Genomic DNA, 16424 nt, shown 5'->3' with positions numbered 1-16424 from the left:
ACCTACAATACGACATCGAGAATCATGCCAGTAATCTCACCAATTCGGTTTAGCATATCTAAATGTCCAGTTTTTGTATCAATTAAATTCATTACATCATCTAGTTCATTGGTTTGTTTTTCTACTTGCTTTAAAATCGTCATTTTTTGCGAAAACCCGTATTTGGGATGACGGCTTTCGATATTGTCGTAATCCATCACATTATTCACATAAAAATTCAAAAATGTTTGGACTGCTTTTTTATAGCTCAAAACATTATCTACCGTCATATCCATTTCAACGAGTGACTTTTTATCTGTGACATTCGTGATTAGTTCGTTAATTTCAGTCAGGGAAGGAGTTTGTTTCTTGCCATTTGCCTTCATTTGTTCAAAATAAAGTTGTTGTGTTTGATTTAATTCTTGTATTCCCCTAACTACATTCGTCTGTTTGGACTGCGAAATTTGGCCAATTGAAACATTATTCATCCTTTTTCCCCCGAAAAACTCATTTTCGCTTTCTAAACCTTATTTTTCTATTTAATTATACTGAAACAACCTGAAAAAGTATATATTTTTTCAAAAAATATCTTTTTTAAAATAAAATAATTAATAATAAAATAATAAATATAGCAACTATCATAAAAAATATTGGTTGTTTAGAGACACTGCGGAAGTCTTTTACTAATAAATCAAAAAAAGACATTTCCTGTTGTGCAAGTAGCATCATTTTCGTCATATCGCTCGCAAATTCTGCGTCCACACTGCCTAAAATTCGTTCAGTATCTGTAAAGCCCGCTTCAATTTCCATTTTTTGAAACAGTTGTGCAAGTCGTGTAAGTTGGCCTTGCATCCGGTCTAAAATAATGGCGATTCCACCTTGCGTCATTTGCCCGTCCGCTAATCTTTGCAGTTCTTGAAAAAGTTCTGTTAACGGCTTGGTTGCTTGTTGGTGAAAAATTTTGATATTCCCGTTTGGAAATGCACCAATTTGAGGTAAAAGTTGGTTCATTAGTTTTAAATATTCACTACCTAACTTCCAAATATTGATGTTTTCCGCCTGCAATTCATATGGTAATAAGTGGCGCGATTGGAACATATTGCCAAATTCACGTAACACTTTAATCATCCAGTTTGTTTCTTGTTTAGCATCAACAATGGGATCTAGTCTCGTCGCATGCTCAATATGCCCTTGGAACTCACGCAACATTTGAACTCCTGTCTCCATATTGCCAGAAGCTATTTGCATCATACGTAAAAAATCATATTTCCCAGTTGTTTCAAATGTTAAAGTTGGTAACATTTTGAGCAAAAAGGAAATTTCGTTCATAATTTTTTGATTGGCTAAAAATAATTTTTGGTTGGCTGGATTTTCAGAAAAGTATGCTTCAAAATTGTGTTGTTTCATTAAGATGGTGCTTAATTGGCTGCTGATTTCGCTTCTGACTGTTTGCCATTTTGCCGAGTCAGTTGGATTTTTTATACCTGCGCGCATGACGTAAAAAATTAAGTCATTCGCTTTTTTGGCGTTATTCATCATTAATTTCATATATAATTCTAAATTTGCGGTGGTTGTGCCGTTTAATTGCAAACTGCTTAGTTCTTTAAAGGAAAATGATACTGGTGGCGTTTTTGGTACCGCGACTTCTGTATTCATTTGTGCCTTTGCACTACCTTCTTTTAATAATGGATTTTGTTTAATTAATTCCCGTTCGAGCTGATTACGATTTTCTGCGGATTCTTGAATGCCATCTATTTTCATTCCGTCCACCTCACTTCTGCTTTTATTTCATTGCTCTATTACCTGAAAAAATAATAACGCCTATAATCATGAGTGCCGGAATCCAAAACGGGATACTACTTGACTTGTTTTTAGTTGAGGTTTCCTTTTTAGCCTGCTTCTTTGGAGTTTTTTCGCTGGATTCAGTAGATGGTTTAGGGGCAGGTTTTGTAAGTATTGGCTCTTTTTCATTTGGTATAACTGGTGGTGGTGCAATTATTTCTTTATCTGGTATAGGGATCACTGGTTTGATTTCTTGACTCAATTGTTTAGCATAAGCCCGGCCGTCCCAGTCAATCCAGTGTAATATGATTTTTCCGGTTGATGAGATTTCCGCACTTTTGAAACTATTATCCGTTCTAACGGTGCGGAATGTTTGACCATTTACTTCGACGGATAAAGCTGAAATTAAAGCAAAATCCCGATTAATTAGTCCAGTTAAAATCGTATTATTGATTAAATTAATCTCCGCAAATGGCTCACTTGTGGAGCGAACAAGCATTGCAATATTCATTCCTTGAAAATGGATAATTTCACCGGAAAATTCTTTTGTTAAAGTGAGACTTCCAATCCATTCGTTGGCGTTTTTTTGCCATTTTAGTGGAATTTTTATACCACTTTCCGTTTCAGCTTCTGGAAATTCGGTTGTATATTTGTCGAGCGTTAATTTGATTTGATTGCCAACTTGGACGATTTTTTTCTCGTCGTTGGTGATGTCAACGTCGTCATAACTTAGATGAGGCTCTTTCGGCTGATACATCTGAATCGTGTTTTCTAAGTTAATCGTGATTTCATTCTCTGCAAAATCAACTAATTTCAACTGAAAAGTGAGTTTTTCTCCTGGTTGAAATTTTTCTAATGGTACTTTGCCTTCAAATTTCCCAGTCCAATTGTTTTGTATTAGTTCAGCTTCTGCATCATTCAAATCACTATGAACAACTAATATCGCTTGTTTTATACCTGTTTCTACATCGACTAAATCCAGAGACACATGAAGGATACTCGTATTTAAAACATCTTTGTCATGTGTGATGGTAATATCTGTTAAACTAGGCGCCGTTTCATCTTTTTCAACTTCCTTCAGTTGTCGCACTTGGAATAAATCATCTACAGTAACAATGGCTTCAGGGTTGTCGTTTGCGTAAAATTCTGCGCGGTAACTTCCCTCCAAATCAAAGTCAGTCACCGTATATGTTTGGTCTTCTAGGAGTCTTTTTTGTCCTTGTTCATTCACTAAAACGATTTTCATCTTTTCCGCATTTTCGATATGAAACGAAATCACTTCACCTGACGTAAAAATCTGCTGTTCCTTTTCAAGTGAAATCATCGGAAGTTCCGGTTCTGCCGCGAATACTTGAACCGAAAAAAACATCCAAAATAAAATTGTCATCAGTCCAAGTTTTCGCACATTTTTCACCTTACTAACTCAGTCATTTGTATTCCAAAATGATCATCTACGCGAACTAAAATCCCTTTGCCAATCGTTACGCCGTTTAGCGCTAAGACTAGCGGTTCGTTCATGCTTTCTTTTAGGATAATCACGTCTTTTTCACACCATGAGATAAATTTTTCAAGTTTTACTTTAGCTGTACCGAACACTACTTCAAGCGTTACAGGAATATCTTCCAAAATTTGTTCCATTTCAGATAGTGTTTCTTTTTCTTCCATTACTACTTGTTGCGCTGGCTCTTTTGTTTCATGCTCCATTATTTCTACTGGTGTTGCTTCTTTTTCCTCGACTTCTTTTGCTTGAATCCCGAGCATTAATTGTGCCATTTCTTTTGCTGCTGCCGGATTAAAAATTTGATACATGGGAGTTTTTAATAAGCCTTCTACTTCAAGTGGGAAGATAACTTCGACGGTTTTTCCTTCTGCGATATTTTTTTGAATCATCGTATCACCAAAATTGCAGAATTCCATTGTTGGCGGGCTAATATCAATCTTTGTTCCAAGCATTTCTGACATTGCTGTCGCTGAGAAGCCCATCATTTGATTCATTAATTCTTGCACCGCACTGACTTCAAGTTCTGTTAATTCCGCATCTTCTTGAACGATTCCGTCCCCCATCATCATTAAGTCCGCCATGATTAACGCGGCATTTTTACTAATGATAAAGGTGTTACTTGAACGTAGTCCTTCGACAAATTCCACACTGGTTACTAAGCACGGTCGTTCATTAAACTCGAATTCTTTACTATCAATCACGCGAGCTGTCGGGATTTGTAGCGAGACTTTACGATTAAGTAATTTCGATAGAACAGTTGATGCAGAGCCAATGCCGATATTACAAACTTCTAAAAAGACATCTAATTCTTCGGCAGTTAAGCTAATTTCTTCTTTTACAGGTTCTGGCTCAGGGATTGCGTCGCCAAGCAATCTTTTCGCAAGTTCACGACCTTTATCAACGGGAATAAGTTGCATTAAATTCGATGTAATTAAGTCGCCAATAATTAAATCAAAGCCGACTTTTATCATTGTTTGGTCGTTTGTGTCTTCCAATTGTTCTTTTAACGCGATTACTTTAATGTCAGGTGTTGTAATATCAATCATTTCACCAAACATATTGCTCATTGCGGTTGCAGAATGCCCCATCATTTGGTTCATCGCTTCTTGTACGGCGCTGAGATGAAGTTCTGAAAGCTCTTCGTTTGGATCGATATTCCCATCGCCCATCATCATTAAGTCCGCGATAGCCGCAGCCACTTCTGATTGCAGAACAAATAAATTCCGCATTTCGATTCCTTTGTGAAAATTCACTTCTAACACGACATGTGGAATATCAATGTCTTTCGTATTATATAACTCAACAATCTCAACTTTTGGCGTCGAAATGGTGACTTGTTGGTGTAGTAAATCAGATAAGACCGTAGAAGCTGAGCCAAACGAAATATTGGCGATTTCTCCTATCACATCTAGTTCCATTTGCGTGATATTTTTCTCTAGTAATTGCTCCACTTCTACCTCTCCTGCTCTGTCCGCCCTGTATGACGCATAAATTTAACGGCTTTTTGGTTACCACTTTTTCCCATATAGCATTCAAATTTCCATTTCTCGGTGACGTAACCCTTTAGTGTGTCACGTATATGAGTTTCTGTTAGAAGCACGTCGCCAACTTCTAGCATATTAAGCTCTTTCCAGGTTGTTTTAATTTCCCCCACCCGAATGCGCGCTTCTTTCTCAACTTGATGCAATTCTTGCTCCACTTCTGCATCGAAGTTCCGTCTTTTATCAAACGTATACTCAACCACGTTTTCAAGTTTATTCATAATCTCTTCCACTGAGAAAAATGGCACACCAATCCGCATCGTACTAATCCAGAATTCCGATTTAATATCAACGCTGATAAGCGCCATCATATCGTTTGGTGATGTGACACGTAGAAGCGCTGGATTGGTTTCGATATTAACGATTTCTGGTGAGATTGGATGCACTGATTTAAAGCTATCTTTAAGTGCTTCACAAAATTTCTCTAAAATAGATTTTAACGTCAACTCTTCAAAAACGGATAACAGTCTGCGCTCGCTTAATTTTCGTTTTGGATTCCCGCCAGATAAGCATTCATGGATATAAATGATATAGGCTAAATCGAGTTCAATAATAATTTGGCCGAGCTCCGGATTACCAAGATCGATAATGCAGAAAATATAACTATCATTTGGCATTGTTTCAATATACCCGCTCGCAAAAGAAACTTGATCTGCAAGGGTTGCTTCGGTATGAATTGGAATCCGGATACGCTGGGAAACAAACTCCATGCTTTTTTTCGTAAAAGCGGATGCAATCGTCTTTAAGCTTTCGAGGTGTTCTGCACCAAATTTCTCTGGTTTATGAAAGTCATAGGGATGAAAGCGCCCAAAGTCGCCAATTTCCGTACTTTCATCAACCACCTTACCTTCACTCATTTGGGAAAGCAGGGCGTCAATTTGTTCTTGACTTAATTTATCGCTCATTTTTTGTCACTCCCTAGCTCTCATGAAGAACTTCCCTCTCCTAATTTCGTTATTTTGACAAACATCTTGCCATCTTTTGTCAAAATTTCGCCGTAACCGATGCATTTGCCTGAAATAGTAATTTTGACCACATTAGCTGTTGAATCTTCTAACCGAAAAACGGTCCCTTTTTTTACATCTAGCAAACTACCGACTGGCTGTTTCGTGCGTCCTAACTCGAAGTCGATTCTGAGTGGAATAGTATGATTAATTTTCATTTAGCTAAACTCCCTACTGAATCAAGTTCACAATTTGTTTCATCACGTCATCTGCCACACGAATAACTTTTGTATTGCCTTGGAAACCACTTTGGTATGTCATTAAGTTAACGAATTCGCGGGATAAATCTACGTTTGAGCCTTCTAATGAAGAGCCGCTAATTCCGCCAGCACCATTTTGGCCAGCAACGCCGTAAACTGCATCTCCAGAAGATAATCCTGGAACATATTCGCCGTTCCCCATTTTGACTAAACCGTCTTCATTGGAGAAAGTAGCCACCGCAAGTTGAGCAACTGGGATAACTGTACCATCTGAGTAACTCACTGCAATATAGCCAGAATCGGTAACTGCATAATCTTTTACAGTCGCAGCGCCTTTACCATCAGAAGTTGGTGAGAATACTTGGTTTGTTCCGTAGTTGGTTAATCCACTTAGGTTTAAGCCCATGTTGACTTGTTTGCCGTTTACTGTGGAATTGATTTGAATATTTTTAAGTGCGTCTGGGTTCGTTAGTTCACCCTGCGCATTGTAGTTAAGTGTTCCTGTCACTGGAGGAGTTAATGCTTTGCCGTCCATTTGAATTTCATATTCGTAGGAAACATTACCGCTCGCATCTGGTGTAGCAGCTTTCATATTGACTTGAAGTTTATGTTTTCCGCCAGCATTATCATATACAGAAAGCTCGGAAGAAATCGTATCTTTTTCGCCCCAATCAAGTGGGATGTTACCGCTTAAACTACCATTTTTTGTTGCTTCCCCTGGAATTGCGCTATTTAGCGGGATTTGAATTGGTTGCAAGTTGCCGTTTAAAACGTTGCCATTTTTGTCCGTTGCATAGCCCATTACGTATTTTCCTTGCTGGGTAGTTAAATAATTGTTGTCGGAAACTGCAAAGCTACCGTCACGTGTATAAACGATATTCCCGCCAGCGTTATCGCCAGCAATGAAAAAGCCGCGACCTTGTAATGCTGCATCTTTGTTTCTGCCAGTTGAAGTTGGGGAACCTGCTGTATAATCGGTTAAAATCGCCCCAATTTTCGAACCGGAACCGAAGCTCATTGGGTTTGTTCCCGCATAAAGTCCGCCTGCAACAGATCCCATTGTGTTTTGGTAAAGTAAATCATTGAAAACGACGCTTTGTTTTTTATATCCTGTCGTGTTGGCATTGGCAATATTATTTGATGTTACTGATAATGCTTGTTGGAACGCATTCATCCCAGAAATAGCTGTATACATAGTTTGATTCATAATTCACACTCCCAAATTTTTAATTAATTTCTGTTACATAAGTCATTGGCACGAGGCTATCTTGATCTTTTATTTTCAGCATGACGCCGTTTGTTGTTTGTTGAACGCTTTCGACTTGGCCGCTAATTACTTCACCGTTTAGTGAAACTCCTTTTATATCTTTACCGATGAAATTAACCGCGGATTGTAAAGCGGAGTTTTGTGCTTGTTCAGAAAGTTTATCTACGGCAGTGGTCATATTGGCAACTTGTTCCATTAAGGAAAGTTGCGCCATTTGTGACATCATTTCATTCGTATCAAGCGGGCTCGATGGATCTTGATATTGTAAACTTGTTAAAAATAGTTTCATGAAGTCATCTTTGCCAAGGGTTTTTGATACGCTAGATGTTACTGCATTGTTTGTATCCTGACTCGCTCCTGATAAACTACTAATTCCGTCCAAATTACGTCTCCTCCTCTAAATCAAATGCTTCTTGTTTAGCTCTTTCTTGATGTGGATTTTCGCGTTCTTTTTCTTTTTTAGATTCGCCTTGAGGTCGTCCATCTGAGCCTTGGTTATGCTCTTTCGGCGCTTGTTTTTCCGTCATTGTCACGGCAACTTCTACGCCACGATCTCGAAAGCGATTATGTAAATCTTGTGCCAACTGTTCTAGCTTTTGTTTCGCTGTTTGCTCCTGATATTCGATATGTACAAATATTTTATCGGGCATTTTCTTAAGTAAAACTTCGACTTTTCCGAGTGATTCCGGTTGGATTGCGAAAAAGGCTTTGTTTTGCTTCACTTGAAATTTTTGCAGCTGTTCGATTTGATCTGTGATGGTTTTATCGAGTTGTTTCAGCGTTACCGGGACTTCGGGTTTGGAAGCTGGTGTGAGTTGTTTAGCCGTTTCGTGCCAAATATTGTTGGATTCTGCGGGCTTTTTGACGGCAACTTCTTCTTTTGCTGTTAGCGGTTCTTTAATGCTCGCTTTGAAAAGTTGTACGCCTTCTTTTTCTTGTGGTAATTTGGCTAGCACTGGTTGATTTTTTGCTACTGTCTCCGCTAACTTAGATGGTTCTTTTGTAGGCATGATAAGTTCTGGTGGCGGTTGTTGCTCTCTGGTAGCGTTTTTTGTGGCTTCTTTCGGTGTATTTGTTACTGGAGTCTGTACAACTTGCGGGGCACTTTCTATTTTGGGTTGTTCAATTGCTTGTTTGGCGATTGCCGCAAGTGTATCTTTTACTTCTTTGAGTTCGAGTGGTGCTTCTTGCAGTTTCGTTTCTGGTGCATCGCCTAGTAGTTTGGCTGAAACGAGTGGTTGAGCGATTTCTTTTAGTGGTATCGTAGCTTGTTCCCTGTTATCCGTTTCTCCCTTTAAGAGCGGCGTGGGGCTATTTTCCATTAAAAGGGAAATAAAAGGGAGTTCAACTAATTCTTCTGCTAACAATTCTTTTGGTTCGACCTGTTTTTTTCCAACGAGTGGTTGTAGCAAATTATCTGGGATTAGCATGCGTTTTCCTCCCTTTTACTTTAATAGCACCATTTTTAAATCGCGTAAGGTTTGTTCTTCTCTTTTATTTTCAAGCTGTTGCCATTTTTTTCGTGTGTCATCGTACATTTTTTTCGCCTGTTTCCCTTTTTCCTCGAGTTTTTCTAAGGTTTGTTCATTGCTTTTAATGTACTGGCTAATTTGAGTAATTTCTCGCTCCATTTGTTGAATGCGGCTCGGCGAGAAGGCATCAAGTTGCATACTTCCGGCTAATACCGCCACTTGGAGTCTTTCTTTTTTTGTTCTTGAGTAATACACTTCTTTTTCATGCGCTAATTTTTCTGTAACTTTTTCCCGTTTGGATAGTAATAATTGCAATTCCTTCAAAATGGCCGTTTTCTCTTGGTCCACTTTCATCTTCACTGCGTTATAAGCCTCTTGCTTCAAATCACTTGCCTTCTTTCTTTAGTCGATTTCTGAAATAACGATTCCGAAGTTCTCGTCCATTAAAATAGCTTCACCGATGCCGACTTTCTTTTCATCGAGGAAAATTTCGACTTTGTGGCCAGGTTTCTTCTCCACTTCGAGGACATCGCCAATGCTTAACTCGGCAATGTCCCCTACTGGCATTTCTTTTTTTCCAAGGCGGACGATTAAGTTAACGCCAATATTGTCAACTTGGCGGATAGAGCCTTTTTCGCGTCCTTCTTGGCTCGGTTCTTTCGGTTCCCATTCAGGAAGTTCTACTTGAAATACTTGTTCCATCATGGTCCCTCCTTAAAATGTTTCTAAATTTAAAATTAATACAACACGGCCATCACCTAAAATCGTCGCACCAGAAAAGGCAATTTGACTTTCGCTGAAAAAGCCGCCAAGTGTTTTTAAAACGATTTCCCGTTGACCGATAATATCTTTAATAATAAGTCCAAAAGTTCGCTTGGCATTTTTCACGACGAGTAATAGTAATTCTTCCGTGTCTTTTAAAGGTGTTTCATGGAAGCATTCGCCTAAATCGAGTACTTCAATAATGGTTTCGCGGTAGTTGATTAAGTCTTTACCGTGAACGTGTTGAATGTCCGCTGGATTGATTGTAATCGCTTCTGCCACATTTGCCAGTGGTACAGCATAGCGGCGTTCAGATGTGGCAACGAGCATTGACTGGATGATGGATAATGTTAGTGGAATCTCAATTCGAAACGTCGAACCAGCATTTTCACTTGATTCTACGCTGATTTTTCCGCCAATTTTAAGAATCGTATTACGAACCACATCAAGACCAACCCCTCGTCCAGAAAGGTCAGATACTTGGTCCGCGGTACTGAAACCGGAATCAAATAATAAATCAAAAATTTCCGAGTCCGTCATTTTCGTTGATTCTGCTCTTGTAACGACATTTTTTGAAATCGCTTTTTCTAACACTTTACGTTTATTGATTCCCGCACCATCATCTGCAATCTCAATCACGACATTGTTGCCGCTATGAAAGGCTTTTAGATTAATTGTGGCAGTTTCATTTTTCCCATTTTTACGCCTCACTTCAACTGTTTCTGCCCCGTGGTCTACTGAATTACGGATTAAGTGAACAAGTGGGTCGCCAATTTCATCAATGACAATTTTATCAACTTCTGTATCTGCACCTTCAATCACTAAGTCGATTTTCTTGCCTAATTCTTTGGCAAGCGTACGTACCATTTTTGGAAAACGATTGAACACACTATCCACTGGCACCATACGCATATTTAGTAAGCCGTTTTGAATTTCTTTGGAGATGGAACTGAATCGTCCTAAGTGTTCCATCAATTCTTTGTTATTGGTTTTTTCTGCGATTTCATCAATTCTCGCCCGTTCAATGACGCTTTCTTCAAAAACGTTCATTAGCTTTTCGATTTTTTCAAGTTGTACACGAATGGTTTTATTTTCTAATCGTTTGGTTGTTTGTTTGGCGGCTTTTTTGATTGGTTCAATAATTTGAACTTCTTCGACTTCTTCTGTTACTGTCACTTTTTCGATTTCAGAAATAGCTAGAATAACCGCTTCGATTTCTTCTTTTGTTTGCGCCGACTCTAAGACTACTTCAAACGTCTGTTCAAACTCTTCTAGCTCGATTGCTTCTCTATCTGGTGATGTTTCTGAGATAATTCCAATTTCTGCAAGTCGTTCTAAACACATTACCGCCCGCACTGCTTTCAAAATGGCTGCTTCTTCAATTTGAATGGCAATACGATATGTTTTCTCAACTGTCAAATCTGTTTCTTGTTCTGGATGTAAAAGTGCTTCTAAGTCAGCTACAGTTTTCGAAATATCCGCCGCGCCTTGCCCGCCGTGCTGGATATCTGAAACCATTGTTTCCAAATGAGATGTACATGTAAAAATAATGTCTACCAAATGTTCTGTTACAGCCAATCGATTATTGCGTACCTCATCTAGTACATTTTCCATTGCATGCGTTAAATCAGCCACCTGCTGGAATCCCATCGTTGCGGACATCCCTTTAAACGTATGTGCTGAACGGAAAATTTCACTTACTAACTGACCGTTCGTCGGGTCTTTCTCAAGCTGTAACAGATTATCATTTAGCGCCTGTAAATGTTCTGAAGCTTCTTCTATAAACAGGTCTAACATATTTGTAGTCATGCTATCCACCTCCATTTCTCTACTTAGCTGCTTTTTCTAACGCCTCTAAAACTCGGTCCGCCTGGAAAGGTTTTACGATAAAGTCTTTCGCACCTTTTTTAATGGCATCAACAACCATGCCTTGTTGTCCCATCGCTGAGCACATTATTACTTTTGCCGATGGATCTTTTGCCATAATTTGTGCAAGTGCTTCTAAACCGTCCATTTCTGGCATCGTAATATCCAGTGTCACGATATCCGGTTTTACTTCATCATACTTTTTCACTGCTTCCAGTCCATTTTCCGCTTCTGCAACTACTTCAAAATCGCTATCTTTCACGATATTCTTAATCATCGTACGCATGAACATCGCATCGTCGACAATCAACAACTTCAACATAAAATACAACTCCCATTCCTATACCTATAAATATTTTTTAAAAAAATCGCATAATATCATTTTATAATAAAAATAAGACAATTTCTACCTTTTTCTTAAAAAATATCCATTTTTTATAATAAAATTAGTTAATCTGCTTAACTTTGGCTCTGCGTCCTATTTATAATCCAAAAATATTTTTATAAATAAAAAGAAAAGCCTCTCGTCCGGGGTGACGAGAGGCTAAGGGTAAACAATGTTCGATAAATGAATTTGATATGTTATTAGCTGTTAATTAATTGAGTTAACATTTGCGGTGTTTGGTTTGCTTGAGAAAGCATGCTGATAGATGTTTGTGTAAGAATTTTGTATTTAGTCATTTCGGACATTTCAGCAGCCATATCTGCATCTTCAATAGAGGAAGCAGATGCTTTAGTTGCGATGGATTGGTTGTTCACGTTAGATACATTGTAGCTAAGGCGACTCATACCAGCACCTAGAAGCGCACGACCGTTAGAGATGTTATTGATTAATTCATCAATAGCTTCAGTTGCTTCTTGAGAAGAATCAGCATCAGCAACGGATAATGCACTATAACCAGCAACTGTAGAACCACTACCTAAAGTGATTGTTCCAGCAGAAAGACCTTTCGCATTGAAAAGATCGATATTGATTAAGTCATTAGCTTTATCAGATGCTTGGATGCTTACTTGAGTTGCAGCACCAGTAGCAGTTTGATCTAGAAGTTTAATGTTGTTGTAGTTAGTAGTATCAGCAACGTGATCAAGTTCTTTAATCAAGCTACCGAATTCAGCAGTATATTGTTTACGATCTTCGTCACTGAACGAACCGTTAGAAGATTGTACTGCTAATTGACGCATACGTTGCAAGATTGAACTCATGGAGCTAAGAGCTGAATCCGCTGTTTGTAACAAGTCGATACCCATGGATGAGTTTTTGCTTGCTGCATCTAAGCCTGTAGATTTAACGTTCATACGAGTAACAACTGCAAGACCAGCAGCGTCATCAAGAGAACTGTTAATACGTTTACCAGATGCTAAACGTTCTTGCGCTTGAGTCATTCCTTCGTTGTTTTTACGAAGATATTCTTGTGTTTTCAAGCTAATGATATTAGTATTTACTTTCATTTGTGTTTCCCTCCTACATTCGGTTTAGAAAAGACTTCTCTTCTCTATATGCTTTATTATATCTTCATTTTTTTAAAAAATCAAATGTTTTTTGTTAAAAATGTAAAAATAAGTTGTTTTTATTTATATAAAAATGATTAAACAGCTCAACATCAACGTTTTTTCGTTTTTACAAATTATTTTTTTAAATAAAATAAAGAAGTGTTTGAACAGAAAAGTTTGTCCAAACACTTCTTTTTATAAAACTAGTTCATCTAAAATATTAATGAGTTGATGAATATTCGGCTTACTTACTTGCGCATCGGCTCCAACACCAGCACCTTTATGTTCCAGATCTTCTGTAATTAGCGAAGAGAAAATAACAACTGGTAACTCACGACCAATTTCATCTTCTTTTATTACTTTGGTTAAATGGTGTCCGTCCATTTGTGGCATCTCAATATCCGTGATTAACAAATTGACATTTTCAAACGTTTGCTCTTTTTGTTCTTTGAGCAGTTTGAAAATATGTTCTTGGGCTTCACGACCATTAGCAAAGAACTGCAGATTGGTATAGCCAGCCTCATGAAGTGTATCTTCCAGTAATTGACGTAGCATTTGCGAATCCTCGGCAATGAAGATTGTCTTCTCTTCGCGGTTTACTTTTCGAGTAATGCGATCTTCACCAGTAACGGCAAAATCGGCATTTCCGCTAATTTCATAAATGATTTTTTCATAATCAAGTAAGAGTACTAAATTACCATCTAGCTTCACGATTCCAACAGCTAATTCTTCTAAACCAATCGATAGTTTCTCTGGTTCTTCAATTTGTTCCCAAGAAATGCGTTGGATACGGTGAACCTCATCGACACGGAAAACAATTTTCATTTGGTTTAGTTCTGTGATAATGAATTTCGTATTTTCTGGTTCGATTTCTGGTAATTTCATCACACGCGCAAGATTGACAACTGGCATAATTTCACCACGAACTTGGGAAACGCCTTCAATTGCTGGATTCGAATCTGGTACAGGCGTCACTTCTAGCGGATGAATAATCTCTTTCACTTTTAAAACGTTAATACAAAATAAATTTTCGCCTACTGTAAAAGTAACAATTTCTAATTCATTTGTTCCACTTTGTAGTAGAATTCCTTTTTCTTCTGTCATATTACTGGCCTCCTATCGATTGTTTGTAACTGTATCTTGTAGCATCGTAACTTCATCTAACAATTTTGCTAAATAGCGGTTATTTGGGAATTCGTCCATTGCTTCGCTGATCCGGTTCGCACGATTTTCGGTATCAATTTTGATTGCCCAAAGGTAGAAACGGAAATCGGTACCAAAATTATCGATGCCTCGTTCTGCAATCGCAAGTGCCTCATCCAGTACATCGGCATCTACTAAATAATTGATTAGATTGATATAACCTTGCTTCGTCACCTCGTCCGCATCAACAATATTGTAAAAATCAAGCGCAATATCGGCAAAATCATATTGGAAGAACAAATCAGCAATGTGGCTATTAATACTATCATGGTACACATTACGAAGCGCAAGTAAGTAATCAGCAAACTCGCCTTTTCCAAGTGCAATCGCTCGTTCTAATACAAATAAATAACGTTTTTTGCTGATTTTCGGACCGTTTTCAAAGATAAAATCATAAATTTCACCAACATCGCTATTTTTCATGACGCGTTCGATTGGTAATTGCGGATTTTCATAGTGCCACAAGCATAAGTCAGCAGCATCAATTAACTCTTCCTTAATCCCGAATAAAATGGCCGATTCGCTAATTACTGGGAAGACATTACGAATGGTCGCGATTTTCACTTCGGTAGCTTCTGCAACTGGCGGGTAAACATCCGTTAGTGACTGAACGATGAGTTCAGATAGCTCCGCGTATCCTTGTTGTGTTGTCATTGAAAGTAAACGCAATCCTGTTTCCGTACTAGAAATAAAGTTATGACGTTCCATAAATGCGAAAATTTCTTTTGGTTGATGGAATTTGCTAAGTAACATAATCATTTGGAACATCACGCCGTAATCAGAACTATTTTCCGCATATGCTTTGGAAAAATGAGTCATTGCTCGTGTATAATCTTTTTCTTCTAAGTAAATCGTTCCTAGCATTTTGTGCGGCATAAAGTTCGTTGCTTCGTATAAAACAATGGGTTGATAGTCAATCACAGTATTTTCTAGCAAACTTTGATAAATTTCTTTCGCATCCTCAAGTTGGTGATTAACGTATAAGATGTTTGCTTTTTTAAGTGGAAATTCTGGTACATTTGGCCAAATGACTTTTGCTTCTTCAATAATTGCCAAACTTTCATCGTAGCGTTTTTCTTGTTCAAGTAGTTCGGAAATATGATAAGCACTTAGTTTTGCCCAAATATAATGGTTGTTATCACGCAAACGGAAGGCCTCCGAAAACTCTTTTAAGGCTTCTTTTTTGTTCCCAAGACGATTCATTTCTTGTCCAATATTGAAATGAACAAATCCACTGTTTTTATTATTTTTAACTTCTTTTTCTAATAAGCGTAAATTACGGTCTGATTTGTCTTGTTTTTCAACAATTTCAGACATATAACCATAATGATAAATTTTTACTTCGGCAACACCTGCTTCAATCGCATGCTTATCAACTGCTTCTAGTTGTTCGTGAATGACGCCGCGGAAACAAGTGGTTCCATCATTTTTATAAACCCGTGCCATTTGATTCGTTGTTGTCACTCGCCCTTTTTCCCCTGTAAAACTAATAATTTGTACCATTTGAATTGGTTCGATTGGTGATTTTAATTGTTTTTCTAATTTGCGATAACTTTCTTCTTCTAAACATTCATCTGCATCAATCGCTAAAATCCATTTTCCTGTTGCATGTTTGGCTGCAAAGTTTCTTGCATCAGAAAAGTTGCCTGTCCATTCAAAGTCATAGACAAAATCAGTGAATTCTTTTGCGATTTCCTTGGTGTCGTCAGTGGAACCTGTATCTACAATAATGATTTCTTCTGTAAATTTTCTAAAAGACGCTAAACTTTGTCTTAAAATATGTGCTTCATTTTTGACTATCATACAAATCGAAATTAACGGCCGCATGAATCTTCCCTCTTTCTATCAATTAATTCACTAATTTTATTTTATCGCTGCTCGCTCGGTGTAGTAGATGTTTTTTCGCTTTAGGTAAATCATAAATCATACTTTGCACATCGAACGATTTCGCTACATCGACTGGTATCACATCAGTCGGCTTATCCCCGTTATAAAAACAACAAACCAAATCCATTTTACTAACAATTTGTGCTAAAAATTTCTCATAAGTCGGCTTTGTAATCACCGTATCAAAATAACTAAATGATTGATAGCTACTACCCAGGCGCTTCAAGTAGTCTATCGCGGATAAAAATGGCTCTGGTAAACATTCTTTTGGTGCAAGTGTATAAATCGATAATCGCGGAGCCAAATGCTCTTTTTTTAAGAAAAATTGTAAAACTTCATTTTCAATCGACTTATAACAAAGCAAGTGAATGTGGTTCACTGGTGCAAATTTATCGAGGTATGCTTGTATTTCTTGTTTGTCATAATCGGTTAACATATGCGAACCGCTTAAAAAAAGTTGCATTACTTT

General features: G+C 37.9%; 17 protein-coding genes. All 17 read right to left on the bottom strand.

Going from position 1 to position 16424, the window contains the following annotated elements:
• Positions 1-2: 2 nt before the first annotated feature.
• Positions 3-467: a YaaR family protein gene (locus HCB38_RS02495; protein WP_003721824.1), complete on the bottom strand. Its 465-nt coding sequence runs from the start codon at positions 465-467 to the stop codon at positions 3-5.
• A gap of 106 nt (positions 468-573) precedes the next feature.
• Positions 574-1740, bottom strand: coding sequence for a hypothetical protein (locus HCB38_RS02490; RefSeq protein ID WP_185318172.1), 1167 nt, complete (start codon positions 1738-1740; stop codon positions 574-576).
• A 22-nt stretch (positions 1741-1762) separates the two neighbouring features.
• On the bottom strand, positions 1763-3148 hold the full coding sequence (locus HCB38_RS02485) for a hypothetical protein (protein WP_185638000.1): 1386 nt from the start codon (positions 3146-3148) through the stop codon (positions 1763-1765).
• A 23-nt stretch (positions 3149-3171) separates the two neighbouring features.
• Positions 3172-4713, bottom strand: coding sequence for a flagellar motor switch protein (locus tag HCB38_RS02480; RefSeq protein ID WP_185637450.1), 1542 nt, complete (start codon positions 4711-4713; stop codon positions 3172-3174).
• A gap of 2 nt (positions 4714-4715) precedes the next feature.
• Positions 4716-5708 carry a flagellar motor switch protein FliM gene (gene fliM / locus HCB38_RS02475; protein ID WP_185318170.1) on the bottom strand — a complete coding sequence of 331 codons (993 nt, stop codon included), beginning with the start codon at positions 5706-5708 and terminating at the stop codon, positions 4716-4718.
• 20 nt (positions 5709-5728) lie between these two features.
• Positions 5729-5965, bottom strand: coding sequence for a flagellar motor switch protein FliN (locus tag HCB38_RS02470; protein ID WP_003721819.1), 237 nt, complete (start codon positions 5963-5965; stop codon positions 5729-5731).
• Between the two features lie 13 nt (positions 5966-5978).
• On the bottom strand, positions 5979-7214 hold the full coding sequence (gene flgE, locus HCB38_RS02465; RefSeq protein ID WP_003721818.1) for a flagellar hook protein FlgE: 1236 nt from the start codon (positions 7212-7214) through the stop codon (positions 5979-5981).
• A gap of 19 nt (positions 7215-7233) precedes the next feature.
• Positions 7234-7656 (bottom strand): flagellar hook assembly protein FlgD, encoded by a 423-nt coding sequence (locus tag HCB38_RS02460; protein ID WP_003760952.1) that lies wholly within the window; start codon positions 7654-7656, stop codon positions 7234-7236.
• Position 7657: 1 nt separating this feature from the next.
• Positions 7658-8704: a flagellar hook-length control protein FliK gene (gene fliK / locus HCB38_RS02455; protein ID WP_185318169.1), complete on the bottom strand. Its 1047-nt coding sequence runs from the start codon at positions 8702-8704 to the stop codon at positions 7658-7660.
• 15 nt (positions 8705-8719) lie between these two features.
• Positions 8720-9130 (bottom strand): hypothetical protein, encoded by a 411-nt coding sequence (locus HCB38_RS02450; protein WP_185637448.1) that lies wholly within the window; start codon positions 9128-9130, stop codon positions 8720-8722.
• An 18-nt stretch (positions 9131-9148) separates the two neighbouring features.
• The gene (locus HCB38_RS02445) at positions 9149-9448 is read right to left on the bottom strand and encodes a flagellar motor switch protein FliN (RefSeq protein WP_003724429.1); all 300 of its coding nucleotides are present in this window, start codon (positions 9446-9448) and stop codon (positions 9149-9151) included.
• Positions 9449-9460: 12 nt separating this feature from the next.
• Positions 9461-11317 carry a chemotaxis protein CheA gene (locus tag HCB38_RS02440; protein WP_185637446.1) on the bottom strand — a complete coding sequence of 619 codons (1857 nt, stop codon included), beginning with the start codon at positions 11315-11317 and terminating at the stop codon, positions 9461-9463.
• Between the two features lie 19 nt (positions 11318-11336).
• Positions 11337-11696 carry a response regulator gene (locus tag HCB38_RS02435; protein WP_003721812.1) on the bottom strand — a complete coding sequence of 120 codons (360 nt, stop codon included), beginning with the start codon at positions 11694-11696 and terminating at the stop codon, positions 11337-11339.
• A gap of 263 nt (positions 11697-11959) precedes the next feature.
• The gene (locus HCB38_RS02430) at positions 11960-12823 is read right to left on the bottom strand and encodes a FliC/FljB family flagellin (RefSeq protein ID WP_003724427.1); all 864 of its coding nucleotides are present in this window, start codon (positions 12821-12823) and stop codon (positions 11960-11962) included.
• 237 nt (positions 12824-13060) lie between these two features.
• Complete coding sequence (locus HCB38_RS02425; RefSeq protein WP_003760944.1) at positions 13061-13969, bottom strand: chemotaxis protein; 909 nt, start codon at positions 13967-13969, stop codon at positions 13061-13063.
• Between the two features lie 12 nt (positions 13970-13981).
• Positions 13982-15895: a transcriptional anti-repressor GmaR gene (gene gmaR, locus HCB38_RS02420; RefSeq protein WP_185637445.1), complete on the bottom strand. Its 1914-nt coding sequence runs from the start codon at positions 15893-15895 to the stop codon at positions 13982-13984.
• Between the two features lie 22 nt (positions 15896-15917).
• Entirely contained in the window at positions 15918-16418 is a 501-nt protein-coding gene (locus HCB38_RS02415; RefSeq protein WP_185318166.1) for a hypothetical protein, read from the bottom strand.
• Positions 16419-16424: the final 6 nt, after the last annotated feature.

The organism is Listeria farberi (genome assembly GCF_014229295.1).
Taxonomy (GTDB): Bacteria; Bacillota; Bacilli; order Lactobacillales; family Listeriaceae; genus Listeria; species Listeria farberi.
This window is presented reverse-complemented; position numbering and strand designations above follow the sequence as displayed.

Bases quoted from the DNA above. Each gene is read 5' to 3' on its own strand.
- HCB38_RS02495 (WP_003721824.1), bottom strand. From the start codon at position 467: ATGAATAATGTTTCAATTGGCCAAATTTCGCAGTCCAAACAGACGAAT.
- HCB38_RS02490 (WP_185318172.1), bottom strand. From the start codon at position 1,740: ATGAAAATAGATGGCATTCAAGAATCCGCAGAAAATCGTAATCAGCTC.
- HCB38_RS02485 (WP_185638000.1), bottom strand. From the start codon at position 3,148: ATGACAATTTTATTTTGGATGTTTTTTTCGGTTCAAGTATTCGCGGCA.
- fliM (WP_185318170.1), bottom strand. From the start codon at position 5,708: ATGAGCGATAAATTAAGTCAAGAACAAATTGACGCCCTGCTTTCCCAA.
- HCB38_RS02470 (WP_003721819.1), bottom strand. From the start codon at position 5,965: ATGAAAATTAATCATACTATTCCACTCAGAATCGACTTCGAGTTAGGA.
- flgE (WP_003721818.1), bottom strand. From the start codon at position 7,214: ATGAATCAAACTATGTATACAGCTATTTCTGGGATGAATGCGTTCCAA.
- fliK (WP_185318169.1), bottom strand. From the start codon at position 8,704: ATGCTAATCCCAGATAATTTGCTACAACCACTCGTTGGAAAAAAACAG.
- HCB38_RS02445 (WP_003724429.1), bottom strand. From the start codon at position 9,448: ATGGAACAAGTATTTCAAGTAGAACTTCCTGAATGGGAACCGAAAGAA.
- HCB38_RS02440 (WP_185637446.1), bottom strand. From the start codon at position 11,317: ATGACTACAAATATGTTAGACCTGTTTATAGAAGAAGCTTCAGAACAT.
- HCB38_RS02435 (WP_003721812.1), bottom strand. From the start codon at position 11,696: ATGTTGAAGTTGTTGATTGTCGACGATGCGATGTTCATGCGTACGATG.
- HCB38_RS02430 (WP_003724427.1), bottom strand. From the start codon at position 12,823: ATGAAAGTAAATACTAATATCATTAGCTTGAAAACACAAGAATATCTT.
- HCB38_RS02425 (WP_003760944.1), bottom strand. From the start codon at position 13,969: ATGACAGAAGAAAAAGGAATTCTACTACAAAGTGGAACAAATGAATTA.
- gmaR (WP_185637445.1), bottom strand. From the start codon at position 15,895: ATGCGGCCGTTAATTTCGATTTGTATGATAGTCAAAAATGAAGCACAT.
- HCB38_RS02415 (WP_185318166.1), bottom strand. From the start codon at position 16,418: ATGCAACTTTTTTTAAGCGGTTCGCATATGTTAACCGATTATGACAAA.